Annotated in this window: 22 protein-coding genes and 4 pseudogenes; 7 read left to right on the top strand and 19 right to left on the bottom strand. The window is 69.2% G+C overall.

The window, feature by feature from the left end; all coding sequences use genetic code 11:
• The first annotated feature begins 150 nt into the window (after positions 1-150).
• From F7R91_RS40415 to F7R91_RS40400, 4 genes are all read left to right on the top strand, one after another.
• The gene (locus F7R91_RS40415; RefSeq protein WP_150958691.1) at positions 151-1,749 is read left to right on the top strand and encodes an FAD-dependent monooxygenase; all 1,599 of its coding nucleotides are present in this window, start codon (positions 151-153) and stop codon (positions 1,747-1,749) included.
• A 94-nt stretch (positions 1,750-1,843) separates the two neighbouring features.
• Positions 1,844-3,034 carry a sugar ABC transporter substrate-binding protein gene (locus tag F7R91_RS40410; protein WP_150958689.1) on the top strand — a complete coding sequence of 397 codons (1,191 nt, stop codon included), beginning with the start codon at positions 1,844-1,846 and terminating at the stop codon, positions 3,032-3,034.
• 1 nt (position 3,035) lies between these two features.
• Positions 3,036-4,559: a sugar ABC transporter ATP-binding protein gene (locus tag F7R91_RS40405; protein ID WP_150958687.1), complete on the top strand. Its 1,524-nt coding sequence runs from the start codon at positions 3,036-3,038 to the stop codon at positions 4,557-4,559.
• A gap of 2 nt (positions 4,560-4,561) precedes the next feature.
• A complete protein-coding gene (locus F7R91_RS40400; protein ID WP_150958685.1) occupies positions 4,562-5,596 on the top strand; it encodes an ABC transporter permease in 1,035 nt (344 codons plus the stop codon).
• A gap of 8 nt (positions 5,597-5,604) precedes the next feature.
• Here the strand turns inward: F7R91_RS40400 and F7R91_RS44565 are convergent.
• The 8 genes and pseudogenes from F7R91_RS44565 to F7R91_RS43530 all read right to left on the bottom strand — a co-directional run.
• Positions 5,605-6,204 (bottom strand): annotated as a pseudogene (locus F7R91_RS44565) (ISAzo13-like element transposase-related protein); the annotation flags it as partial.
• A complete protein-coding gene (locus F7R91_RS42405; protein ID WP_191971872.1) occupies positions 6,113-6,736 on the bottom strand; it encodes a transposase in 624 nt (207 codons plus the stop codon). The gene F7R91_RS42405 and the pseudogene F7R91_RS44565, both read right to left, overlap by 92 nt.
• 354 nt (positions 6,737-7,090) lie before the next feature.
• Positions 7,091-7,450, bottom strand: a pseudogene (locus tag F7R91_RS40385) (transposase); the annotation flags it as partial.
• A gap of 401 nt (positions 7,451-7,851) precedes the next feature.
• Positions 7,852-8,967, bottom strand: coding sequence for an acyl-CoA dehydrogenase family protein (locus F7R91_RS40375; RefSeq protein ID WP_150958683.1), 1,116 nt, complete (start codon positions 8,965-8,967; stop codon positions 7,852-7,854).
• Positions 8,964-10,148, bottom strand: coding sequence for an acyl-CoA dehydrogenase family protein (locus F7R91_RS40370; RefSeq protein ID WP_150958681.1), 1,185 nt, complete (start codon positions 10,146-10,148; stop codon positions 8,964-8,966). The genes F7R91_RS40375 and F7R91_RS40370 overlap by 4 nt, the downstream gene beginning before the upstream one ends.
• Positions 10,145-10,357, bottom strand: a pseudogene (locus F7R91_RS40365) (acyl-CoA dehydrogenase family protein); the annotation flags it as partial. The gene F7R91_RS40370 and the pseudogene F7R91_RS40365, both read right to left, overlap by 4 nt.
• Positions 10,358-10,365: 8 nt before the next feature.
• A complete protein-coding gene (locus F7R91_RS40360; protein ID WP_150958678.1) occupies positions 10,366-11,403 on the bottom strand; it encodes a phosphotransferase family protein in 1,038 nt (345 codons plus the stop codon).
• On the bottom strand, positions 11,366-11,737 hold the full coding sequence (locus tag F7R91_RS43530; RefSeq protein WP_225321091.1) for a hotdog family protein: 372 nt from the start codon (positions 11,735-11,737) through the stop codon (positions 11,366-11,368). Before F7R91_RS43530 ends, F7R91_RS40360 begins: the two co-directional genes overlap by 38 nt.
• A gap of 183 nt (positions 11,738-11,920) precedes the next feature.
• On the opposite strand from F7R91_RS43530, the gene F7R91_RS44175 reads away from it, so the two are divergent.
• Complete coding sequence (locus F7R91_RS44175; protein WP_331000733.1) at positions 11,921-12,169, top strand: hypothetical protein; 249 nt, start codon at positions 11,921-11,923, stop codon at positions 12,167-12,169.
• 15 nt (positions 12,170-12,184) lie between these two features.
• Here F7R91_RS44175 and fabG read toward each other — a convergent pair whose 3' ends face one another.
• The 9 genes and pseudogenes from fabG to F7R91_RS40305 all read right to left on the bottom strand — a co-directional run bounded on the left by fabG (position 12,185) and on the right by F7R91_RS40305 (position 20,981).
• A complete protein-coding gene (fabG, locus tag F7R91_RS40345) occupies positions 12,185-12,940 on the bottom strand; it encodes a 3-oxoacyl-ACP reductase FabG (RefSeq protein ID WP_150958676.1) in 756 nt (251 codons plus the stop codon).
• A complete protein-coding gene (locus tag F7R91_RS43525) occupies positions 12,937-13,254 on the bottom strand; it encodes an HAD-IA family hydrolase (protein ID WP_225321090.1) in 318 nt (105 codons plus the stop codon). Before F7R91_RS43525 ends, fabG begins: the two co-directional genes overlap by 4 nt.
• 351 nt (positions 13,255-13,605) lie before the next feature.
• On the bottom strand, positions 13,606-14,589 hold the full coding sequence (locus tag F7R91_RS40335; RefSeq protein ID WP_150958674.1) for an NADPH:quinone oxidoreductase family protein: 984 nt from the start codon (positions 14,587-14,589) through the stop codon (positions 13,606-13,608).
• A gap of 240 nt (positions 14,590-14,829) precedes the next feature.
• Positions 14,830-15,027: pseudogene (locus F7R91_RS44170) on the bottom strand (dehydrogenase); the annotation flags it as partial.
• A gap of 330 nt (positions 15,028-15,357) precedes the next feature.
• Positions 15,358-15,774, bottom strand: coding sequence for an SDR family oxidoreductase (locus tag F7R91_RS40325; protein WP_225321089.1), 417 nt, complete (start codon positions 15,772-15,774; stop codon positions 15,358-15,360).
• A gap of 64 nt (positions 15,775-15,838) precedes the next feature.
• On the bottom strand, positions 15,839-17,047 hold the full coding sequence (locus F7R91_RS40320) for an acetyl-CoA C-acetyltransferase (protein ID WP_150958672.1): 1,209 nt from the start codon (positions 17,045-17,047) through the stop codon (positions 15,839-15,841).
• A 547-nt stretch (positions 17,048-17,594) separates the two neighbouring features.
• On the bottom strand, positions 17,595-17,909 hold the full coding sequence (locus tag F7R91_RS40315; protein ID WP_150958670.1) for an SCO4225 family membrane protein: 315 nt from the start codon (positions 17,907-17,909) through the stop codon (positions 17,595-17,597).
• A gap of 31 nt (positions 17,910-17,940) precedes the next feature.
• Positions 17,941-18,621, bottom strand: coding sequence for a response regulator (locus F7R91_RS40310; protein ID WP_150958668.1), 681 nt, complete (start codon positions 18,619-18,621; stop codon positions 17,941-17,943).
• Entirely contained in the window at positions 18,618-20,981 is a 2,364-nt protein-coding gene (locus tag F7R91_RS40305) for a sensor histidine kinase (RefSeq protein ID WP_150958666.1), read from the bottom strand. The genes F7R91_RS40310 and F7R91_RS40305 overlap by 4 nt, the downstream gene beginning before the upstream one ends.
• Before the next feature lie 284 nt (positions 20,982-21,265).
• On the opposite strand from F7R91_RS40305, the gene F7R91_RS40300 reads away from it, so the two are divergent.
• Entirely contained in the window at positions 21,266-21,724 is a 459-nt protein-coding gene (locus F7R91_RS40300; RefSeq protein ID WP_150958664.1) for a DUF5707 domain-containing protein, read from the top strand.
• On the opposite strand, the gene F7R91_RS42400 is transcribed toward F7R91_RS40300, so the two are convergent.
• Entirely contained in the window at positions 21,714-21,881 is a 168-nt protein-coding gene (locus F7R91_RS42400; protein WP_191971871.1) for a hypothetical protein, read from the bottom strand. The genes F7R91_RS40300 and F7R91_RS42400 overlap by 11 nt on opposite strands.
• A gap of 43 nt (positions 21,882-21,924) precedes the next feature.
• The gene (locus tag F7R91_RS40295) at positions 21,925-22,998 is read right to left on the bottom strand and encodes an alkene reductase (protein ID WP_150958662.1); all 1,074 of its coding nucleotides are present in this window, start codon (positions 22,996-22,998) and stop codon (positions 21,925-21,927) included.
• 236 nt (positions 22,999-23,234) lie between these two features.
• Between F7R91_RS40295 and F7R91_RS40290 the strand changes: the two genes are divergently transcribed.
• On the top strand, positions 23,235-23,453 hold a 219-nt coding region (locus tag F7R91_RS40290; RefSeq protein ID WP_225321088.1), incomplete at its 3' end, for a helix-turn-helix domain-containing protein.

Here is a 23,453-nt window from a genome sequence, read left to right as displayed (position 1 = left end):
CGTCCGACGTGAACGCCCGCAGCAGCCGGAACGCCCGGTCCAGGATCGGCTCCCCGACAGGCGGCCGGCCGGAGGGACGCCCGGAATATTGCGTGCCACTCATCGAAATGCCCCCTGCATGCCGGCCGTCACACGCCCAACCATACGCGCATGCCGAATCGCCAGAAATTCACCTCTCGGCCCCAGGTGCTCATCGCGGGCGGCGGCCCCGCGGGTCTCGCCACCGCCGCCGAGCTGGCCTTCCACGGGATCCGCTCGATCGTGATCGAACCACGCGCGACGGTCTCCCACAGCAGGCCGCGGGCCAAGACGACCAGCCCCCGCACGATGGAGCTGTTCCGCCGATGGGGCGTCGCGGACGCCGTGCGAGAAGCTGCGCCGCTCAAGCCGGAGTGGTGCCGGAGGGTGATCTTCTGCACCACGCTCAACGGCGAGGTCATCACCCACTTCGACGACGCCTTCGGGATGAGGGCTGATCCCAGTGACATCTTCGCCGAAGGCGGGCAGCAGGTGCCGCAACCGATCGTCGAGGAGGTGCTCCGCGCCCACCTGCAGTCGACCGGACTCGTCGAGCTCCGACTCGCAGAGCGTGTCACGGGTCTGACTGAGTCGAGCGACTCGGTCACCTGCGAGATCACGCGCGACGACGAGTCGACGTACCAGATCACCGTGGAGTACGTCGCCGGCTGCGACGGGGCGAAGGGCGTCACCCGAGACGCCATCGGTTCCACGCTTGCCGGGGTTTCGTCGCCTCGCTCGAACCTCAACGCGGTGTTCCGCGCACCGGGACTGCACCCCGCGATCGGTGAGGCCATCCACTACTGGGTGATCGGCCCGGAGGTGAAGGCGACCATGGGCCCGCTCGACGGTGAAGGGATCTGGTGGGCGGGCCTCGGTGGTATCGATGTCACGTGCACCGAAGAGCGCGCGGTCGAGCTCGTCGCCGCACTCACCGGGCAGCCGGCGGACGAGATCGGCATCGAACTCCTCGCCACCGACCCGTGGGTCCCCCGGATGCTGATCGCCAACCAGTACGCCTCCGACCGGGTCTTCCTCGTCGGTGAGAGTGCGCACGTGAATCCGCCCTTCGGAGGCCACGGCTTCAACACCTGCGTCGGAGATGCGGTCAACATCGGCTGGAAGCTCGCTGCTGTGCTGCACGGCTGGGCAGGCCCCGGGCTGCTCAGCACCTACGAGGCGGAACGGCGCGAGGTCGCACAGCAGACAATCGATTCTGCGACGCGCAACCTCGCGGCCTCAGGCCCCGACATCGCGCGGACCGCCGAACGCATCCAGGAGACCAAGTACGAGGAGTTCAACTCGTTGGGTCTCGTGCTCGGGTACTCGTACCACGACTCACCGGTAGTGGTCACGACGAACGAGGCACCGCCGCCCTTCAACGTGGTGGACTTCACGCCGTCGACCGTACCCGGCTCGCGGCTCCCGCATGCCTGGCTCGAGCCGGGTCATGCTCTGTACGACGACCTCGGTCGCGGTTTGACGCTGATCCATCCACGCGTCGCCGACGCAGCCGTCATCGCACGGTTCCAGGGGAAGGCGGAGCACCTCGGCATCCCGCTGACGGTGATCCCGGCGCCGGCCGCGTGGGCACACGAACACTTCCTCCTGGTCCGCCCGGACCAACACATCGCCTGGCGCGGACGTCAGCTGGACGCCTCGGTCCTGCCCCGGGTGGTGGGGCATCTGGAGCACGCCGACCCGACTCGCGCCGACCTCGACCGAAGATAATTTTCGCAATTATTTACAAATGTCTTGAAGTTCTCCGAATATCGAATACAGTCCCTGCGACGCACGCCACATCGAGTACTCCTGAGGAGAGGGCATGTTGACGAACAGAGTCGTTCGCTGCTATCGCCGTACCGCCGTCCTGGCCGTGGCGGGACTGCTCGCACTGGCCATGCCAGCCTGCGGCGCCGGCAAGGCGGGGGGCGACACGACCTCGGGCGAGGCGACCGGCCCCTCATCCGCCGCCATCGACGACGCCAAGGCGATCATCGAGCAGTACAGCGCTCCGGTCACCAAGTTCCCCAAGGTCGCCCCGGTCGCGGACACGACTGGGCTGGCCGGCAAGAGCGTCTGGTATGTGCCGATCAGCATGGCGCCGCCAGCCTTCCAGGTGTACGCCGACTCGCTCACCAAGGCGCTGTCCCACCTCGATGTCCACGTCCACGTATGCGACGGCAAGTTTGTGCCGACCGCGATCGCAGCGTGCCTTGAGCAGGCCGGCTCCAGCGGCGCCGATGCCGTCGTCACCGGCTATGTCGACTACGTGCTCGCCTCCCATGCGGTGGACGCTCTGGTGGACAAGGGGGTCAAGGTCCTGCTCGGCGGCGCGGCCCTGCCCTCCGGCAGGCACAACACCGAGACACTCGCCTTCCATGACACCATCGACCAGCAGCTCCTCGGTCAAGAGCTCACCGCGAGCGCGCTGATCGCCGACAGCGGGGGCAAGGCGAACATCCTCTACATCGGCACCTCGGACACACGGACCATTCAGGCGACCGGCGATCACGCGGTGAAGTACCTCGGCGAGAAGTGCCCGGATTGCAAGGTGACGCGCATCAACTACAACAGTGCGAGCCTCGACAAGCTCCCCTCGCAGGTCAGCGCTGCGCTGATCAAGGAGCCGAACACCAACTACATCTTCGCCGTGCTCGACACAGCCATCCCGCCGGCTATCGCCGGTGCGCGCGCCGCAGGCTTCGAGAAGAAGGTGAAGATCGGGGGCATGGGTGGTGACCTCGCGGTGCTGCAGGGTATCGCCGGCGGCGGTCCTGAGTTCGCCACAGCGGGTTCTTTCCTGTCCTACACCAGCTGGCTGTTCGCCGACGACGTCGTGCGGATGCTCGCCGGCCAGGCCCCCGCCGACAAGGGTCTGCCGGTCCCCTACCGCCTGTTCACCAAGGCCGACGTGGCCGGCCTCGCCCTCACCCCGAAGGGCTACGCCTCTATGGAGTGGTACGGCAGCGACGCCTACAAGGAGCAGTTCCTCACCGCGTGGGGAGCCAAGTGACATGGCTCGCCTCGAGCTCCGAGGGATCTCGAAGACCTTCGGGCCCAACCGAGTCCTCTCCGGGGTCGACCTCACGGTCGGTCCCGGAGAGATCCGCGGTCTTGCCGGACAGAACGGGTCGGGCAAGTCGACCCTCATCAAGATCCTCACCGGCGTCTACGCCCCTGATCCCGGAGCTCGGATCAGCGTCGACGGCACCGCGCTCGGGACACCGGTGCGGTGGCAGGCGGCACACGCCGCAGGCGTCTCCGTCGTCCACCAGGACCTGGGGCTTCTCGACCACCTGACGGTCGCGGAGAACATCTGCGTCGGAGGGTTCCCGACCACCCGCATGGGCCGCATTGACCGCAGCGCATGCGATCGTATCTCCGCGACAACGCTCTCCCGGCTGGGCGTGGACCTGGACCCAGCCACCTACGTCGGCGAGCTCTCCGCTGCCCAGCGTGCCGAGGTGGCGATCGCGCGAGCGCTGCGCGATCACGCGCCCGGACAGGGACTCATGATCCTCGACGAATCCACGCGCGCGCTCCGCGGCAGTGACCTTGACCGGGTCCACGGGATGCTGCGCCAGATGGTCGCGGGCGGATCGTCGGTGATCATGATCAGTCATAGCCTGCACGAGCTCGCCTCCCTGTCCGACTGCGTCACCGTGCTGCGCGACGGTCGCGTCGTCGCCGATCTCGACGCGGCCGCCGGCCTCCCGGAACACGAGATCGCCCGGGCCATGCTCGGCGACTCGGTTACCCGCTTCGACCGGGCCGGCAAGCAGGCTGCCGACGAGCGGCCCCGCATCGTGGTGCAGGGCATGGCCGGCCAGCACGCACGCGATATCACCTTCAGCATCGGCGCCGGCGAGATCGTCGGCATCACCGGCGTCCCCGGGAGCGGCTACGAAGAGATTCCCGCTCTGGTGGCGGGGGGCGCGCGCACGACGGCGGGCATGCTCCACGTAGACAACGCGAACGTGGACCTCGCGCGCTTCAGCGTCTCCCGGGCCATGCGGTCGGGTGTCGTGTTGGTGCCCGAGCGGCGAGACCGCGATGGGCTCGCCCTGGAGCTGACGGTGCAGGACAACGTCACGCTGCCCCGACTCAGGCGCCTGCGGCGTTCGTTCTTCCTCAGCAGGACGTGGCGGGCCATCGAAGGACGGCGAGCCATCGACGAGCACGGCATCCGGCCGGCCAACCCGCACGCGCTCGCCCGCCAGCTGAGCGGCGGAAACCAGCAGAAGGTGCTCCTTGCGAAGTGGATGGCGATGCGGCCGAAGCTGCTGGTGCTGCACGAGCCGACCCAGGCCGTCGACGTGGGCGCCCGCCAGGACATCCTTCACAAGATCGCCGACATCACGCAGGACGGCACCGGCGTCCTGATCGTAAGCAGCGAGGCCGACGATCTGACCGCGATCTGCGATCGAGTGCTGATCTATCAAGCGGACGGCGGACTCACGCCCGGCGACAGCGATGACGCCGACACGCTGCTCGAGCAAGTGTTCACGACCCCGGCGCCCCATATGACAGGACAGTGACGATGGCCGCCAAACAGGCAACCCCGAGTCCGACCGACATCGGCACGGGACCCAACGCTTATCAGCGCACCTCCCGGCGCCCCGGGTGGATGTCGCCCGGACAGCTGCTGTCCAGGTACGCCTTGATCCTGGTCTGGGTGCTGCTCGCGGTCGGGTATGCCGTGCGGATGCCCGACACGTTCGCAACGACGTCGACATTCCAGGCGATCTTCGGGTCGCAGTCGGCCCTGCTGATCCTGGCCCTTGCGGCGCTCGCAACGCTGGTCGCCGGGGAGTTCGATCTCTCATTCGCCAGCGTCATGGGACTGGCGGCAACGATCGTTCCCGTGCTGACGACGCTGCACGGCGTCCCCAGCTGGCTCAGTTGCCTCATCGCGATGGGAGTCGCCGCCCTCTGCGGCATGATCAACGCCTTCTTCGTGGTGGTGCTCGACGTCCCGTCGCTGGTGGTCACGTTGGGCTCGGCGAGCTTCTTCCTGGGCCTTTCCGAGCTCGTCGGGTCTGCGACGTCCATCGCGATCTCCGACCCGAAACTCACCGACCTCATGGTGCACCGGCTCTTCGGCCTTCCGCTGTCCTTCTACTACGGCGTCGCCCTGAGCCTGGTGTTCGCCTACGTGCTGACGTGGACGCCGTTGGGGCGCCACATCGCGTTCGTCGGCGCGAACCGCGATGTGGCCAGGCTCGCCGGTGTCAACGTGCGGGCCGTCCGGGCCGGCAGCTACGTTGCCGCCAGCATGCTCGCCGGCTTGGCCGGCATCGTGATCGTGGCCAGCGTCGGCGGCTTCGACCCGGTGGCGGGTTCCGTCTACCTCCTACCGTCGATCGCAGCCGTCTTCCTCGGCACCGCTGTCGTGCATCCGGGCCAGTTCAACCCGATCGGCACCCTGATCGGCGTCTACTTCCTGGCCACCGGCGTGATCGGCCTGCAGTTGCTGGGATACACCGGCTGGGTCCAGAACGCCTTCTACGGTGCCGGACTGGTGCTGGCGGTGAGCGTCGCGGCCCTGGTACGTCGACGCGTCGGCGTTGGCTAGGTTACATCGACCCGCACAGGCTGACCGGCCGGCCGCCATTGACGTCCCGCATTCTTGAACTCCCCGACGACTTCCTTCTTTTTCGTGTCCACACTGACCACTGGCGCGCCGTCGGCCTGGTGATCCTTGACCTGGTCGTTGATGTACCGGAACTGCGCGTCCCGGTCGGGGTGTTGAGCGCCTTCAAGGGTCTTGGCATTGGCCTGCAGACTGAAACCGTTCTCCCGCAGCAGCCTGCCCACGGTCGGCGCCGAGGCGGCATGGCCCTGCCGCGTCAGGTCCCCGGCCAGAGACCGCAGCGACTTGGTCGTCCACCGCAGCGGCGACATCGGATCCCAGGAACGACCGCCAGAGCCTGTCCACGTCCGCGGCCGTGGCATCGACGCCCGACCACCACAGCCACACCGGTCTGGGATCGCGATCCCCGGGCAAGTGATCGACCTGCCAGGCGGATCACCAAGCCCGAGATGACCGGGAGTTCGCCTGCGGGGTAGTCGGTCCATGCCGGGCGTCGGCTCAGCAGCGGATGCAGCCGGTCCCAGGCGGCGGCAACGGCCTGACCGTGGCGGCTGGTCGCGCTGGTGGTCGTGTGGGCAGGTACGGGCCAGGTGCTCTCGTCCTCGAATTTGAACTCCCCACGCTTGGGCTGCGCCCGATCCTGCCCGGCGGCTGCGGCGGGGGCGGGAAGTACGAGACCCGGTCCGAGCGCATCCGGCCCAGCAGCTCCACCGGCAGGTCGGCCGGCAGGAAGGCGAGACGGGTGACGTCGTAGCCGGCGTCGAGGACGATGAGAACCGGCAGATCCCCCTCCGGCCGGTGCCCGGCCGCGCGCAGCCGCTCGACCATCTCGCGCAGCTGCGTGGCGGTCACCGCGGTCTCGTCATCGCCCGACCCGAGCCGGACCGCGTCCAGCAGCGCGGTCCAGGAGGTGCGGCCCGGCTCCAGGTCGGCGACGAAGGAGTACGGCCAGCCCGGGATCATCTGCGCCGAGCCCCTGCCCCGGCCGTAGGTGTGGCAGAACAGCTGTGTTTCGGCGTAGGTCGCGCGATGTCCTGTGTAGCGCTGCGGCGGCCGACACTGGCGCATCTCGGCGTTGGCGTGCTCGACGACGATGCGGCGGGAGGACTGGCGGCGCCGCATCTCGCGCCAAGGCCTGCTTCTCCCCGTCGGGGGCGTCGTCCTTGGGCTTCTTCGGCGGGGCGCTGACCTGGCCGGGGAACTCGTTGGCCAGTCCCCGGTAGCCCTCGTCGACCTCGGCCTTCATGGCCGGGTGCAAACGCAACTGCTCGGCGATGCCCTCGGTGCGCACGGCACTCTGGTCGTGCATCCGCCCGGCCGGTCGGCACCGTTCCACAGCATGCGGCCCTGACCGTCGCTGATGGTGGTGGTCTTGAGGGTGTTCTGCCTCTTCTTGCCCGAGACGAACGCGCGGCGTCCGGGCCGGTGCGCTGCGGGGGGTGCTTCTATCTGTTCGGTCAAGGGTTGTGGGCTTGGTCAGGCTGCTTGTTCGTGTCCGGGTTGGTAGAGGGCGCGGTGCTTGAGCATGGCGTGCAGGACGTCGACACGGCGGCGGGTGAGGCAGATGAGTGCCGCGTTGTGGCGCTTCTTTTCGGCGCGCTTCTTGTCGTAGTAGGCCCGCGATTCGGGGCTGCTCAGCGAGGCGAACGAGGCCAGGAACAGGGCCCGCTTGAGCGTCTTGTTGCCGCCGCGGGGCGGTCCTTCGCCCCGGATGGAGGTCCCGGAACGACGCGTGGTGGGAGTCAGTCCCGCGTAGGAGGCCAGGTGGGCGGCGGTGGGGAACGCGCTGGCGTCGCCAACCTCGGCCAGGATGCGGGCTCCGGCCCCGATGGCCACGAACCCGAACCGGGCTCTACGACGAAGGTAATGGGCGGACCTGGGTCTCCATGCCGTCGATGCGCAGCTGGATGCGCTCTGCGGTGGCGTAGGCGAACCCGTCGGCCATGGGTGCGCGGGCGCAGGCCCGGCCGGTCGGGGACGGCGAAACCGCGCCGGGCGAGCAGGGGACGGACTTCGCCGATCGCCTCGCTCACCGTGGAGCGGCCAACGCCGTACAACTCGGCCGGCGCGGCATGCGGAAGATGTGTGTGCAGCTAGACGAGGGTGAGCCGGACGCGGTCGGTGAAGACCAGCTCCTGCTTCGGGTCGGCGCCCGCCGCCCTGAGCCGCCTGTGGCCGCGCCGCTCGTGCAGCTCCGCTTCGCGCGGAGCGCACCACGGCTCGGGCCGACTCTTCGATCAAATCGCCAAGATGTTGGCGGGAGATGCCGGCAGGTCCACAAGGTCGGCGAGCCGGGTCCGGTGCCAACCCGCCGTACCCAATGCGATGTGGCCGGCCTTGGCCCGCTTGAGGTACAGGTGAGCCGGATGCTCCCACGTCATGCCGATGCCGCCGTGCAACTGAATCGTTTCCTCTGCGACGTGCACCGCGATATCACTGCAGTAGGCCACGGCCACGGCCACGGCAACTTCGACGTCATCGGCGTCATCCGCGAGGGCTCCCGCGGCGTAGCGCGCGGCAGCGGCCGCACCCTCCAGCTGCACGAAGAGATCCGCAAGCCGGTGCTTGACGGCCTGGAAGCCGCCCACGGCCCGACCGAACTGGCGACGCTCCTTCACATACGCCAGCGATGTGTCGAAGCACCATCGGGCCACTCCGAGCTGCTCGGACGCGAGCAGTCCGGCCCCCCACATCAGTCCCCGCTGGACTGCGGCGGCGCCCGGCGGGCCTGAAGCGATCACGATGCCGTGCGCTCCGGTCAGGTCGACATCAGCCAGCTGCCGGGACATGTCCAGCGAGACGACGGGTCGCGCGTCGACCTCCGAGGCTCGGACGGCGTAGAGATCGGCTCCTGCGTCCCCAGGCACCGGCACGAGCAGCAGGTCCGCATCGAGCACTCCCGCGACCGAACGCACCCGACCGCAGAGCGCACCCTCCGCCACCGACAGCTGGGGGAGGTCACTGCCCGGAGCCGTCGACCACGGCACAACCAGGGCGGCGCGCTCCTGGCCGGAGGCAACTCCCCGGACCAGGTCGCTCCCAGACTCGAGCAGCACCTGTGTGGCGATCACCGAGCTCGTCAGGAACGGGACCGGAGCGACCGCACGACCCAGCTCCTCCAGGACTACTGCCGTCTCCCGCGCGGACGCTCCGGCTCCGCCCAGATCCTCGGAGACCAGCAAGCCGGCGAGTCCGAGCTCATGCGCGATGCCCTGCCACAGCCCGGCATCGACCGGGACCCCGTCGTACAGGGCCGCCACGTGCGAAGGCTGGCACCGGTCGGCGAGCAATGCGCTCACCGCTGCACGAAGGTCGTCCTCGACATCGGTGTAGAGAAGACTGCCGACTGTCATCGCTGGAGTTCCTTCCAGGGGAGGTCTTTGTCGAACCGCGGCTCGGCCGGGAGTCCGAGGACCCGCTCGGCCACCACGTTCTTGAGGATCTCCGACGTACCGCCCTCGATGGAGTTGCCCTTCGCCCGCAGGTAGCGGTGGCCAGCGTCCTTCGAAAGGAAGTGCACCTCCTCCGGGCGAGTCATCGTCCAGTCGCCATAGCGGAGGCCGTCGGCACCGTTCAGTTCCAGTTCGAGCCCCGAGAGGGCCTGACTGATCCGGGCGAACGTCAGCTTCATGGCCGACCCCTCCGGACCCGGCTCTTGCCCCGCGGCCAGCTTCTGGGCCAGGCGGATGCTCGTCAGCCGTGCGACCTCAGCCTCGACCCAGAGCTCCATCAGCTGATGATGAAGGTCCGGTGTACGACGCTCCGGGTGCTCGCGCCAGTTGCGCGCCACAATGCCGATCATGCCGTCCTCTCGTGGGACCGGACGGCCTCCGATCGCCACACGTTCGTTGTTGAGGGTCGTGTTGGCGATCCGCCAGCCGTTGCCTTGCTCTCCGAGCCGCCACTCGTCACTGATGCGGACATCGGTGAGGAAAACCTCGTTGAACTCGGCCTCACCCGTGATCTGTCGCAGGGGTCGAACCTCGATCCCCGGCTCGCTCATCGGGCAGAGGAAGTAGGTGATGCCCGCATGCTTCCGGCGATCCGGGTCCGTGCGCGCCACGAGGATCGCCCACTGTGCGTTCTGCGCCCCCGACGTCCAGACTTTCTGGCCGTTCACCACCCATTCGTCACCATCGCGCACGGCGCGGGTGCCGAGCGCGGCGAGGTCCGATCCGGCGCCCGGCTCGCTGAAGAGCTGACACCAGATCTCCTCCCCCGTCCACAGCGGCCGCAGGAATCGCTTTTTTTGAGCTTCGGTCCCGAAGGCGAGGATCGTAGGTGCCGCCATCCCCAGCCCGATCATGTTCACCCGCGGCCGGTTGTCGGGCCCGCCGGCGGCTGCGAACAGCTCATCGACCTCGCCCTGAAGCGATCGTGGCAGCCCGAGGCCACCGTGTCCCACCGGGAAGTGCACCCACGCCAGTCCGGCGTCGTAGCGGGCTTGCAGCCATCCCATTGCCGGCGTGCTGCGCGGATCATGTACGGCGAGGAAGTCGGCTACTCGGCGCCGCAGCTCCTCCTGGTCGGTCATCGCCTCGCCTCCTTGACGTGTCGCTTGATCTCGTTGCGGCCGAGGGCGTTGAGGTGCACCTCGTCCGGGCCGTCGGCGAACCGCAGCGTGCGCATGCCGGCCTGCATCCCGGCCAGCGGGAAGTCCTGGCTCAGTCCCCCGGCACCATGGGTCTGGATCGCCTTGTCGAGGATCCACTCCACGGACCTCGGCGTCGCGATCTTGTAGGCAAAGTCCATCAGTAGTGCTCCTTCAAAGCGTCGAGGCCGATGGCCACCATGGGCTCGACCAGGTCGCCGATCCCGTCAAATCCAGGGCCTACGGTCTGTCCGTGGACGTAGCGGTAGTGAATGCCTTCGAGGATCGCTGCCGCCTTGAAAGCCGCAAGGGCGAGGTGGAACCCGAGGTTGCCGAGGTCGCGACCGCTCGCGGTTGCGTAACGTTCGAGCAGTTCATCCTCGGACGGCCAGCCCGAGGCCCGGGGGAAGGTGGCGACGGCAGCGCCGGCGCCGAACTCCTGGCTGCGCTGGTAGACCACCAGCAGTGCCACGTCACCGAGCGGATCGCCGAGCGTGGACATCTCCCAGTCGAGCACGGCCACGATCTGGTCGTCCTCATCGATCAGTACGTTGTCGAGCCGGTAGTCGCCATGCACAATGGCCGGCGAGAGTGTCTCCGGGACATTGGCTGCGAGTCGTGCGTGCAGCTCGTCGATGCCGGCGAGGTCCCGAGTATGCGATGCATCGAGTTGTGCGCCCCACCGGCGTACCTGCCGCTCGAGGAATCCCTTCGGGCGGCCGAAGTCGGCGAGGCCGATCGAGTCGGGGTCGACCCCGTGCAGGGCGGCGAGCACATCCATGACCCGGCCACCGATCGTCGCCGTGCGTTCGGGACCGAGCGGCTCAAGCTGCCAGTCCTCACGGTAGGGCGTGCCCTCGACGTGCTCCATCACGTAGAAGGGAGCCCCCAATACCTCGGGATCGGAGCACAACCCGTACGCCGCGGGCACCGGCACCACTGTCTGCTGCAGCGCCGAGATGACCCGGAACTCGCGGGACATGTCGTGCGCGGTGGACAGCACGTGTCCGAGGGGCGGCCGGCGGAGCACCCACCGGTGCACGCCGTCCCCCACCAGGTAGGTCAGGTTCGAGCGACCGCCTGCGATCACGCGGCCACCGAGCTCACCTGAGCGCGCTCCGGGCAGCTCGGTGTCGAGCCACCGAGCAAGTCGGCCCAGATCAAGGCCCGGCAGCTCGCTCCCCGATGAGCGGGTCATGTGAGGGAACCACCACTGCGAGGGAATCCGCGACGCAGGCCGGCTTCTGAGCACTGTCGATCTCGATCGTGACTAGCGAAGTCATCAGATGACCAAGGCAGTTCAGCTTCAGCGACACCAGCTCGATGCGGGCACGAACCCGTGATTCGACCGGCGCGGGCACAGGGAACCATATCCGGTCGCAGCCGCAGTTGACCGCCATGGAGAGGCCCTCGATCCGGAAGATCTGGTCCGAGGGCATCGGCACCAGCGTGAGCAAGCCGTGCGCGATGGTGGTGCCGAACGGTCCGGCGGCGGCGCCCTCCCGGGTCGATGTGGATCCACTGGTGATCACCCGTCGCGTCCACGCAGGCGTTCACCTGCGCCTGGGTGATCTCACGCCAGTCGCTATCGCCGATGTGGCTGCCGACCGCCTCTTCGAGCTCGGCGCTGCCGTTGAAGACCTTCACTGTTCCCCTACCTTTCTTGTCGCGTCTGCACTGGTCATTCCCAAGATCGGTGGACCCAGGGGCCCTGGGTGCGGCTGTCGCTGTCGCGCCGCGTGGACGGCTTAAGGAACGTGGCCGCCCCAGGCTCGCGACGACTCGACCGCCCATCGGGTACGTCGACCCGATCGCTGCTGTTGGGCAACGCCGGCGGCACGCGGCTGCTGTCCGGCCGGGTCCAGAACGACGAAACCGAGCTGCTGGCGCTGGTCGGCGACGTCCTGAACACATCTCGCGACGTGCTGTGGGCCCTCGACCTCAACCACGGTGACTTCTTCTGAGATGGGCAATGCTGCTCAGCCCTGCGGGCCGCCTGCGACGTACAGAACCTGCCCCGACACAAAGCCGGCGGCCTCGCTCACGAAGAAAGACGCGGCGTGGGCGATGTCTTCGGGACGGCCGGTGCGGGCCACGGGGATGACCTTCGTCGCGTTCTCCTTCAAGTCCTCGAAGGCGACACCCACACGCTTCGCAGTGGCCTGCGTCATCTCGGTCTCGATGAAGCCGGGAGCGATGGCGTTGGCGGTGATGCCGTACTTGCCGAGCTCGATCGCCAGTGTCTTGGTGAAGCCCTGCACACCGGCCTTCGCCGCCGCGTAGTTGGCCTGACCGCGGTTGCCAAGCGCGGAGGTGCTCGACAGGTTGACGATCCTGCCCCACTTCGCCTTCGTCATGTGGGCCTGGACAGCGCGGGTCATCAGGAAGGCACCACGCAGATGCACGTTGAGGACCGCATCCCAGTCGTCGGTGGTCATCTTGAACAACAGGTTGTCGCGGATGATGCCGGCGTTGTTGATCAGCACCGTGGGCGGACCCAGCTCGGCCACCACCCGGGTCACCGCATGGGCCACCGCTTGCTCGTCGCTGACGTCGGTCCCGATCCCGATGGCGCGTCCGCCGCCGGAGACGATCTCCTCGGCGACCAGGTTCGACGCGGATTCCTCGAGGTCGAGCACCGCCAGGGCGAGGCCGTCGTGAGCCAGCCGGCGAGCAACCCCCGCTCCGATGCCGCGTGCCGCTCCGGTCACGATGGCCACACGCTGTTCGGTCATGCTTCTACTCCTTCTACTTGGGTCACGGACCGCAGTCCGGGGACGAGCCGACTCATGGCGTCGCGCGTGCTGGCCGGGTCGATGTGGAGCCAGGCGTGCATCCCGACGCCCCGGGCACCGGCGACGTTGGGCTCCGCGTCGTCGAGGAAGACCGCGGCCTCCGCGGCGATCCCGAGGCGCTCCGGGGTGAGCCGGTAGATCATGGGGTCCGGCTTGCGGAGCCCCACCTCGCCCGAGATCACGACCTCGTGGAAGAGAGAGTCGATGCCGGCACGCGGATAGGTGTTGCCCCAGCTGTTGGACAGCAGCGCCACACGAATGCCGAGCGCGCAGCTCCTCGACCAACGCGAACATGCTCGGATCGGCACGCATCCCCGCGAAGATCCGCGCCAAGATCCCGGAGGCGACAACCGGGCGATCGTCGTGAGTCCGCAGCTGTGGCGTGAGCAGGTCCTCGAACTCCTGGACGCTCAGTTCGCCGGTTTCAAGCCTGTGGATGGGGTTGCCCCCCAAAGCGGAGCGCGAGAGCCATGCCTTGAGCACGGCCCGGAACGACTCCGGGGCTATGCCGTCCGCCTCCAGCCACTCACTGATGCTGCTGCTGACCGGGTTCGTAAGGACTCCGCCGTAGTCGAAGACCACGGACTCGATGCGGGCCGGCTCGCTCATATGACGCACACCAGACGCCCGACCGTGCTGCCGTCGGCGAGCCGCTGCACACCATCGGCGATGTCGCCCAACGCCAACCGCTCACTCACCAGCGGCTTGATCCGTCCGGCGTCGGCCAAGCGGGTGAGTTCGGCGTGGCACTGCTGCACCGCGGCCGGATCCTTGCTGTTGTACAGACCCCAGTGGAGCCCGAGGATCGAGTAGTTCTTGACCAGCGCGTGGTTGAGGGTCGCCGACTGGATCTCGCCTCCGGCGAAGCCGACCACGACGATCCGGCCCTCGAAGGCGATGCACTTCGTCGAACGCCGATAGGTCTCGCCTCCGACGGGGTCGTAGATGACATCGGCGCCTCGGCCGCCGGTCTCTTCTTTGACCACCTCGACGAAGTCCTGCTCATGACGATCGATGACGACATCGGCTCCGAGCCAGCGCGCGTACTCCGCCTTGTCCGGGCCGCCGACAACGCCGATGACGCGCGCCCCGGCCGCCTTCCCCAGCTGAATGGCAGCACTGCCGACACCGCCTGCGGCCGCATGCACGAGGAGGGTCTCACCGGCTTGGATGCCGGCCCGTCGGTGCAGTCCGAACCAGCCGGTCTGGTACCCGATCTGCAGCGAGGCGGCCTCCGCGTCTTCCAGGACTCGCGGTGCGTGGAACGTCGTGTGCTGGCTCATCACGGCATACTCGGCGAAACCACCGTGCGGCAGGTCTGGATTGCCCAGCACCCGGTCGCCCACTGCAAAGCCGGTGACCTCCTGGCCCATCGCGACCACTTCGCCGCACAGCTCGACGCCGGGCGTGAAGGGGAGCTCGGGCTTGATCTGGTAGAGCCCGCGACACAGGAGCGCGTCGGGGAAGTTCGCGGCAACTGCCAAGACCTTGACCACGACTTGGCCAGCGGCCGGGACGGGGTCGGCGACCTCGCTGAGCACGAGGGCGTTCCGCGGCTCGCCCAGCTGGGTGACTTGCCATGCCTTCATTGCTGCCTCGTTTCGAAGTTCTGAGGGAGCCTGTTCATGCCGGACAGCCACCCGTCGGTGTCTGCTGCCCGGGCCAAGTAGGAACTGGCGACCCCGGGATGGGGCAGTGCCGGGAACCGGCCCTGCTCGATCGCCTCCATCAACGCGCCGGCGACCTCCGTCGGCGACCACGAGGTCGGCCCAGGCGCCGCTCTCCTTGAACATCGCGGTCTGCACGCCCCGGAGACGGACAGCATGGACCTCAATCCCACGACGGCGGTACGTCGCCGACAGCCATTCCGCGAACCCCACGGCCGCATGCCTGGTGCTTGAGTACGTCGCCGCACCGAGCGACATGACAAGCCCGGCAGACCATGCCGTGGCGACGAATCGGCCGCTACCGCGACCGCGCTCGAGCCACGACGGGGCCGGAATCCTGCCGGCACGCGCGTGCGCCATCAGGTTCACCTCGATGTTGAGCGTCCAGTCCGCCTCGACGGGTCGAGGCCGAATCTGCGCGAGACTCCGGTGCCGGCGACGTACACGCCGATCTCACCGAGGTACCGCGTGGCACGCTCGTTCAGCGATGCCAAGACCTCCGGTGCGGCCGCGTCGCCGGGAACAGCGAAACCACCGGCCTCCTCTGCCACTGCCTTGCACGCCTTGCTCGTCGAGGTCCCCGACGACCACGCGCGCACCTTCCGAAGTGACCTCACCGCGATCCCACGGCCGATGCCGCGGGCGACGCCGGTGACGACGACGCCCCGACCCGCGAGGCCGTGCCGGTATTCACTCCGCTCCGCCCACCAGGGTCACGCCACCGTCGACGACCAGCTCCTGACCGGTGACCCACGCGACGTCGTCTGAAAGCAGGAAGACGACGGCGGAGCCGATGTCGGCGGGCACGCCGAACCCGCGGCGCAGCCAGGCAGTTGACGTCGAAGATCTTGCGGTGATGTCGGCCTGCAGCTCCACCACCGGGCCGTACCCCGCGTTGACGGCGGTGTTGTTGACCAGGTCGACGCTCCCCGACATCCGGAGCGCGCGGGCGATGGTGTCCTCGTGATGTGCGTTGCCGTCGGCCGTGCCGGCGGCGGCGAGCACGCGATCGGAACCGCCGAGCTGAACAGCGGCAGCCTCGAGCGCGTCCTGCTTGCGCGCCGTGACGGCGCCCATCTTCGCGCCACCGGCGACGAGCCGTTCCACGATGGCGATCCGATGCCGCCGCTCGCGCCGGTGACAATCGCCGTCTTGCCTGCGAAGCGAGTCCTCACGAGAGCCGCTCCAGCACCATCGCCATACCCTGTCCGCCACCCACGCACATCGTCTCGAGCCCGAACTGCTTGTCGTGGAACTGGAGCGAGTTGATCAGCGTGCTGGTGATGCGCGCGCCGGTCATGCCGAAAGGGTGGCCGACTGCGATGGCGCCACCATTGACGTTGAGCTTGTCGACGTCAATGCCCAAGTCGCGGGCCGACGGGATCACCTGCGCCGCGAAGGCCTCGTTGATCTCGACGAGGTCGATGTCACCGATCGTCATGCCCGCCCTGGCGAGAGCCTGCTTGCTCGCCTCCACCGGACCGAGACCCATGATCTCGGGCGAGAGCCCGGAGACGCCGGTGGAGACGATCCGGGCCAGCGGGGTCAGTCCGAGCTGCTTCGCCTTGGTGTCGCTCATGATGACGACCGCTGCCGCGCCGTCGTTGAGCGGACAGCAGTTCGCGGCGGTGACGCTTCCGTCGGGACGGAAGACCGGCTTGAGCTGAGAGACCGATTCCATGGTCACGCCGGGCCGAGGGCCGTCGTCGGCGGAGACCACACTGCCGTCCGGCAGCGTCAACGGGGTGATGTCGCGCTCCCAGAAGCCGTTGGCGACCGCCTTCTCGGCGAGGTTCTGGCTGCGGACGCCGAACTCGTCCTGCTCCTGACGGCTGATGCCTTTGAGCCGGGCCACGTTCTCGGCGGTCTGCCCCATCGCAGCGTACAGGTCGGGCATGGCGGGTCGCGGGTCGCTCCATCCCTGACCGCCCTCGGCCAGGACCGTGGTGCGCTTGCGTGCCCCGTCGACGAGTGGGTTCTCAGTGCCGGGGATGTCGCAGAAGCCATTGCCGTACCGGCTCACCGCCTCGACGCCGGCGGAGATGAAGACGTCGCCCTCGCCCGCCTTGATCGCGTGGAACGCCATCCGGGTGGTCTGCAGGCTAGAGGAGCAGTAACGGTTGACCGTGGTACCGGGCAGGTGATCCATCCCCGCAAGCACGGCCACGGCCCGAGCCATGTTGTGGCCCGCCTCGCCTGCCGGCTGCGCGGAACCGAGCATGAGGTCATCGATGTCACACGGGTCCAGGGCCGGAACCTTCGCAAGACCTGCCAGGACCATGGCCACGGCCAGGTCATCGGGCCGCATCGAGACCAGCGATCCCTTGTTGGCGCGGCCTATCGGCGAACGGGCGGTGGCAACGATCACAGCTTCGGGCATGGGGTTCTCCTTTGCTGAGCAAGCGTTCATAGGTTCCGCGGACAGTTGACCTCTGCTGCGCGCTGCCTGTCCGCGGAACCCCTCCGCCACCCTATCGCATGTTCTCGATTTCTTGCCATAATTTCGAAGTTTTGCCACATGATACAAGACCCGCGGGCAGGGCACGGTCGCCAGAACGCGGGATCCCCGTCGGGGCTTGCCACCCGACGACACCGACGCCCCCGCAGTGGCCGCCCGACGCCGTTCGCCTTCGCCACCCAGCCCCCCAGGCCTTCCGAGCAGATACCGAGTCCCCGGGCGCCCCCGGTCACCGTCCGGCCCGAGGAGGCCACGAGCGTGTTGTTCCGGCGTTGCGTGAACTATCGAGTGGGTCGCCTACTGTACGGGCGAGCAGGAGGAGTGGTGTGCGCTGCTTGTCCTGGGGGTCACCTCAACTGGTCGACGTCGACCGTGCCCGCCCCCGGGGCCGGTTCGGGCACCGCAGCCCAGAGGACGGCTCCCGCCAGGGCCAGCGCGACTACCGGCTTCCCGCAGGTTCTGCCGAGGCTCAGGACGCGGGGTCCGGACGGTCGCTGCGGCGCAGGGCGCGGGCGCACCAGCCGATGACCGCGGCGTTGACCCCGGCCCCGATGGCGACGGCAGTGACGAACCACACGGGGCCGTCCGGCAGCACGAGGAAGACGAGGCTGGCGGGGGCGGTGGCGAGCATCGGGATGACGCCCGCCATGGACTCGCCCGAGTCGTCGCCCACGGTCACCACGAGCGCCCACACGAGCAGGACGGCACAGATCGCCAGATAGACAAGGACGGCGACCTCGCCGTGAGTGCGGCGCAGGCCGCGGGGGAAGGATCGGTCGGTCATGGGGATGGGCTCCTTGGCTGCGTTGAGATGGTCAGAGGTGGGTGCCGGGTGGGTTCGGGCGGGCCAGACCGAGGTCGTAGGCGAGGATCGTCGCCTGTACGCGGTCACGCAGGCCGAGTTTGCGGAGCACCGCGTTCACGTGGGACTTCACGGTGCCTACTGTGATGCCGAGTTGCTCGGCGATCTCAGCGTTGGTGAGGCCGGACGCGACCAGGGTGAGGACGCCCCGCTGGCTGCCGGTCAGGCTGTCCAGCTCGGGGGTGCTCCCGGCCCGGACCGCGGTGCCCGGCCGGGACGCGTAGTGGCCGATGAGGCGGCGGGTCGTGGACGGGGCGAGCACGCTCTCGCCGGCCGCCACCACCCGGATGCCCTGCAGCAGTTCGGAGGGGTGTACGTCCTTGAGGAGAAAGCCCGAGGCGCCGGCGCGCAGCGCGTCGAAGACGTACGCGTCGAGGTCGAAGGTGGTCAGGACGAGGACCCGGGGCGCGTCCTGGCGGCCGGTGATGATGCGGGTGGCGGCGATACCGTCCAGCTCGGGCATGCGTACGTCCATGACGACCACGTCGGGTGCCAGCTCTGCGGCGAGCCGCACCGCGGCGGCGCCGTCGGCGGCCTCGCCGACGACCGTCATGTCCTCCTCGGCGTCGATCACGGCGGCGAACCCCGCCCGCACGATGCCCTGGTCGTCGACGACCAGCACCTTGAGGCTCATCGTTCCCTCTCCTCGTTGTCCGGGTTGTCCGGGTTGTCCGGCGCGAGCGCGAGTGGCAGTCGGAGGCGGACCGTACCCTGCGGGCCGGTGGTCATGGTGCCGCCGAGTACCGAGACACGCGTGGTCAGCCGCTCAAAGACGGCTGGGTCGGCGGCGCCGGGCACCCCGGTAGCGGTGAGCGTCAACGTACCGTTGTCCGCGTCGAGTTCGAGCACCGCCGGCTCCGCGCCGCCGGCCGCGAGCACCGTCTCGGCGGCGTGGTAGGCGGCCAGGTCGACGGCGGTGGGCAGTCGTTCCGGTACGCGGTCGGTCAGTCGTATCTCGATGTCCCGGCCGGTGGCCCGGAATTGGTGGGCGAGCAGGTCAAGCGCCTGGAGGGTGGGCTGCGGCCGCAGCCCGGGCCCGTTCTCGCCCTCCCTGACCGTGTCGAGCAGAGCGCGCATCGCGGACAGGGCCTCCCGGGCGCGTTCGGCGGTCACGTCGAGCCGGCCCGCCTCCGCCTCCGCGACCATGTCGGCGGTGCGTGAGAGGACGGTGCTCTCCAGTCCGGCGGCGATCCTGCGCCGCTCGGCCCAAGCGTCCCGGACGGCCTCCTCGGTGAGGGCGGCGAGGCGTTCGTTCCGCGTGCGCCGGTCAGCCCGGTCGCCCCGCCCGCGCAGGGCTCCGACCCAGCGGCCCGCGCCGACCGCGAGGGACGCCGCGCCCGTCGCCGACGCTGCGACGGCCCAGACGGGGACCGTCGTGCCCCGGTCCAGGACGGCTGCCGACGCGGCCGCCGCGTGCGCCGCCACGGCGGCGATCGGGAGAGCCGACCGGGGCCTGAGCAGGCGGGCCGGCAGGAACACGCGCGGGCGCTCTGCGGCAGGGGACGGACCGGCGGCCGTACGGGCCGCGTCCGCCGCAAGCGCCGCACAGGTCGCAAGCAGACTCAGCGCAGGCGGCAGGACCACCTGACCGGTGTACTCCCCCGCGGCCATCGCCACCGGCCACAGCAGGGCCAGACCGAACAGGACCCCGTGGGCCGCGCGGGGTGCCCGGCGCAGCCACAGCAGTGCGATCGCCTGTGCCACGACCAGCAGCGCGAAGAGCACGCCCGCGGACACCCGCGTACCGCTCGACGGGTCCTGCGCCCGGATGACCAGCGCCGGGAGCAGCGGTTGTACGACCAGGCCGACGGCGACCGTCAGCTGCGCCAAGCGGTGGCTCCGCGGAACGGACCGCTCCACCGGGCCTGTGGTCCGGCCGGGCAGGACCGCACGGACCTCCCAACCGCCGTCCGCCGTCGGGCCGGTGGTGAGGGTACCGCCCGCCTCCCGGGCCCGGGACCGCAGGAGGCCCTGGCCGCGACCGCCGCCGAGCCCCGCACCGTACGCCACCGCACCGGTCGGCGGTGCCGCACTCGTCACCACGACATGGGTGCGGGTGTCGCCGTACCGGACCCGCACCCACGTGTGCGCACCGGGGGCGTGCCGCGCGACGTTGGTCAGGGCCTCGCGCACGATGCCGTACGCCGCGTCAGCGACGGCGCCGTCCGGCAGCGAGTCGATCTCGCAGTCCATCTGGTGGTCCAGGCGCCGGAACCCCGCGACCAGGTCCAGCAGCCGTTCCTCCGGTGACGGCAGGGTCTCGCGGGAGGGTGCCGGGGCCCGCACCGCGCCCAGCGCGCGGGTGACCTCGCCGCCGGTCTCGATCGCGAACTCAAGTGCTTCCCGGGCCAGTTCGGGACGACGTTCGCGCAGTCCGAGGGCCGCCCCCGCCGTGACCACCACGGCCGTCAGATGGTGGGCGCTGACGTCATGCAACTCCCTTTCCATACGTCGCCGTTCGGCCCCCGGGAGCCGATGGCGCTCGGACTCGGCCCGTTTCAGCAGCTGTTCGGCCGCTCTGCGCGCGCGACTTCTCCGCCGTACGAGGAGGCCGGCGCCGCACGCGGCGGCGTACAGCACCGCGGTCATGACGAGGTCGAGTCCGTCCCGGTCGCTGAGCCCGTGCAGGCTGATGCCCTGCAGGAGCTGCCAGGCGGCCAGCGCCACCACGCACAACACGGCGGTGAAGCCGTCGCGTTCGGTCGCCACGGTGAACAGGGCCAGCGCGACACCCGCGGTGCCCAGTACCGCCATCGCCCCGGCGGGCAGGGGCCCGGCACCCAGCGCACAGGCTGCGGCGACCGCGACGAGGGTGGTCACCGGGCGGGCACGGCGGAGGGCGAGCGCGGCCGTCACCACTCCGGCGACCAGGGACGCCACGAAAAGGGCGGACGCGGGCGGAACGGCCCCACGCACCAGCGACGCCCCGGGCCACACCACGGCCTGGGCGCAGATCAGCAGGACCGGGAGCAGCCGGTCATCGGTTCGATTCATGGCGGATCAAGGCTAAGGCCGCAGGTGAGCGGTCCGGCTCCGGCTGGAGGCGGATTCCGACCTCTTACCTGGGTTGCAGAGCCTCCAGCTGCGGTTCGAGGCGCCAATCGTCCCGCAGCGCGAGGACGGCGCCACGCCCGCGGCCATAAGCTCGATCACATCAACAGCGCGGTCGGTCACCGCTTGTACGACCACTTCCAAGACCGGTTCCAGAAGCGGTTCTTCCGCGCTTTCAGCGCCTTTCCGCGCTTCCGACTCTCCAACGAACCCAAGGGGATCTTCCCATGTCCAAGCGCATTCTCTTCTCGTCGCTCATCGGCGCCGCAGCCCTCGCCGGAGTGACCGCCGGCGGCCTCGCACTGGCCTCGGGCCCCACGGAGCCGACCATGGAGAACGGCTCGGCCCGCTACGTGACTCCGTCCGACGGCAGCGCGGGCTCGTTCACCTACACCGTGGACGTGAGCGACGACACGAACATCCGCGACCTCAAGGTCCTCGCCTGGCCCGCGAGTTCGAAGCTCGACCCGACCGAGGCGGAGCTGCGCTCGGCGGAGAGCGCCAAGTGCCAGAGCACCTCGGACGAGACAACCCACTGCACCTACACGCCCTACGCGCTGAAGGTCACGAAGCGGGAGGCTGCCGAACTGGCCCAAGGCACCTGGTACGTCTCGGCTCTGGCGATTGCCGCGGACGGGAACACGACGTTCGTGCCCCGCGCCGCCAGCTTCGATGTCACACGCTGATCCGCCAGTCGAACCGCATGGTCGGACCGGGGGTTCTTGACCGTTTCGGCGTCGCCCCGCTGTTGGTCTCACCGACGATCCGGTTGACACGCGCCTGTGCGACGACCTCGATGTCGTCCTCAGCAGTCAGGATCGTCTCGAAGCCGGTGCGGACCATGCGGGCTTCATACGCGTGCCCCTTGACAAGAACCTGCTACACATCAGGAATCGAGGGCTGGGTAGTCGGTGTAGCCGTGCCGGCCGCCGCGGTAGAACGTGTCGATGTCGGGCTCGTTGAGCGGCGCGCGGCTCCGCCAGCGCCATACCAGGTCGGGGTTGGCTATGAAGGCCCGGCCCACGGCGACGAGGTCTGCCTGACCGCTCTCCACGCGTCGGCGGACGGTGGCGGCGTCGGTCGGCCGCTCCCAGCCGTCGTTGACGATGAGCGGGCCGCCGAAGCGGCTGCGGAGATCCTTCACGAGTGGGGCGGACGGGTCCCCGATGGTGTGCAGGTAGGCCAGGTTCAGATGCGCGATTGCGTCGATCAGTGCCCGGTATGTCGTCGCTGTCCCTGTCGGCTCGTCCTCGATGGCCCCGTGGAGGTTGATCCCGGGAGAGATCCGGATGCCGACTCGTTCGCCGCCGATCGCGTCGGCGACGGCTTCGGCGACCTCGATGACGAACCGGGCACGAGCAGCGGCAGTGCCGCCGTGGGCGTCGGTCCGGTGGTTGGTGGAGGGGGCGAGGAACTGGTGAGGGAGGTACCCGTTGGCGGCGTGCAGTTCGATGCCGTCGAGGCCGGCGACGACGGCCGCCCGTGCGGCGCGTGCATACTCCTCGACGACGAAGGGGATTTCGTCTGCCCGCAGGGCGCGGGGTGTGGGGTGGGGCTGGGGTCCACGGGCGGTGAACATGGCGCCTGGGGCGGCCAAGGCGCTCGGGGCGACGGTCTCGGCGCCGTGCTTGTTGTCCGGGTGTCCGATGCGCCCCGCGTGCATGAGCTGGGCAACGATGTGGCCTCCTCGGCTGTGCACGGCGCGGGCGACCTGGTGCCAGCCGTCGATCTGCCGGGACGTGTACAGACCCGGCGAGTTCATGTAGCCCTGGCCCGCCGCGCTGGGCTGAACGCCCTCGGTGATGATCAGGCCCGCGGTGGCCCGCTGCCCGTAGTAGGTCGCCATGTCGTCCGTGGGTACGCCGTCGGCGGTGGCCCGGTTGCGCGTCATGGGCGCCATGGCGATGCGGTTGTTCAACGTCCACTTGCCGATGGTTACCGGCTCGAACGGGTCTGGCATGGAATGTCTCTCCGTGTGCAGGGGGTGGTGGTGCCGCACCCCGGCTGGGGTCGGAAGCAAGTGACAGAACCGTGCGGCGTCGGGGGTGGCGTGGTGGTCGCGGGTGTCGTCGCTCATGAGCCGGGATTCCCCTTCGGCTTGTCGGGTGTACGTCGGGTGCGCCCGGAGCGTGACGGACGCCGGGAGGGTGCGGCCCGGCCCCGTGCGGTTGCAAGCGGCCATGCTGTTTCAGCAAGATGAGGCGTATGGACGAGCTCGACGACGTGCTGGCCGCCGTAGGCCCCCGGCTGCGGAGCCTGCGCCGGAAACGCGGCATCACCCTGGCCGCCCTGGCCGAGACCACCGGCATCTCTGAGAGCACGCTGTCCCGGCTGGAGAGCGGTGGGCGCAAACCCAACCTGGAACTGCTGCTCCCGCTCGCCCGCGCCTACGGCCTCCCCCTGGACGAACTCGTT

Source organism: Streptomyces luteolifulvus (genome assembly GCF_008806595.1).
In the GTDB taxonomy this organism is placed as follows: Bacteria; Actinomycetota; Actinomycetes; order Streptomycetales; family Streptomycetaceae; genus Streptomyces; species Streptomyces luteolifulvus.
This window is presented reverse-complemented; position numbering and strand designations above follow the sequence as displayed.

Bases quoted from the DNA above. Each gene is read 5' to 3' on its own strand.
- F7R91_RS40415 (WP_150958691.1), top strand. From the start codon at position 151: ATGCCGAATCGCCAGAAATTCACCTCTCGGCCCCAGGTGCTCATCGCG.
- F7R91_RS40410 (WP_150958689.1), top strand. From the start codon at position 1,844: ATGTTGACGAACAGAGTCGTTCGCTGCTATCGCCGTACCGCCGTCCTG.
- F7R91_RS40405 (WP_150958687.1), top strand. From the start codon at position 3,036: ATGGCTCGCCTCGAGCTCCGAGGGATCTCGAAGACCTTCGGGCCCAAC.
- F7R91_RS40400 (WP_150958685.1), top strand. From the start codon at position 4,562: ATGGCCGCCAAACAGGCAACCCCGAGTCCGACCGACATCGGCACGGGA.
- F7R91_RS42405 (WP_191971872.1), bottom strand. From the start codon at position 6,736: ATGCGGCGCCGCCAGTCCTCCCGCCGCATCGTCGTCGAGCACGCCAAC.
- F7R91_RS40375 (WP_150958683.1), bottom strand. From the start codon at position 8,967: ATGACAGTCGGCAGTCTTCTCTACACCGATGTCGAGGACGACCTTCGT.
- F7R91_RS40370 (WP_150958681.1), bottom strand. From the start codon at position 10,148: ATGACCGACCAGGAGGAGCTGCGGCGCCGAGTAGCCGACTTCCTCGCC.
- F7R91_RS40360 (WP_150958678.1), bottom strand. From the start codon at position 11,403: ATGACCCGCTCATCGGGGAGCGAGCTGCCGGGCCTTGATCTGGGCCGA.
- fabG (WP_150958676.1), bottom strand. From the start codon at position 12,940: ATGACCGAACAGCGTGTGGCCATCGTGACCGGAGCGGCACGCGGCATC.
- F7R91_RS40335 (WP_150958674.1), bottom strand. From the start codon at position 14,589: ATGAAGGCATGGCAAGTCACCCAGCTGGGCGAGCCGCGGAACGCCCTC.
- F7R91_RS40320 (WP_150958672.1), bottom strand. From the start codon at position 17,047: ATGCCCGAAGCTGTGATCGTTGCCACCGCCCGTTCGCCGATAGGCCGC.
- F7R91_RS40315 (WP_150958670.1), bottom strand. From the start codon at position 17,909: ATGACCGACCGATCCTTCCCCCGCGGCCTGCGCCGCACTCACGGCGAG.
- F7R91_RS40310 (WP_150958668.1), bottom strand. From the start codon at position 18,621: ATGAGCCTCAAGGTGCTGGTCGTCGACGACCAGGGCATCGTGCGGGCG.
- F7R91_RS40305 (WP_150958666.1), bottom strand. From the start codon at position 20,981: ATGAATCGAACCGATGACCGGCTGCTCCCGGTCCTGCTGATCTGCGCC.
- F7R91_RS40300 (WP_150958664.1), top strand. From the start codon at position 21,266: ATGTCCAAGCGCATTCTCTTCTCGTCGCTCATCGGCGCCGCAGCCCTC.
- F7R91_RS42400 (WP_191971871.1), bottom strand. From the start codon at position 21,881: ATGGTCCGCACCGGCTTCGAGACGATCCTGACTGCTGAGGACGACATC.
- F7R91_RS40295 (WP_150958662.1), bottom strand. From the start codon at position 22,998: ATGCCAGACCCGTTCGAGCCGGTAACCATCGGCAAGTGGACGTTGAAC.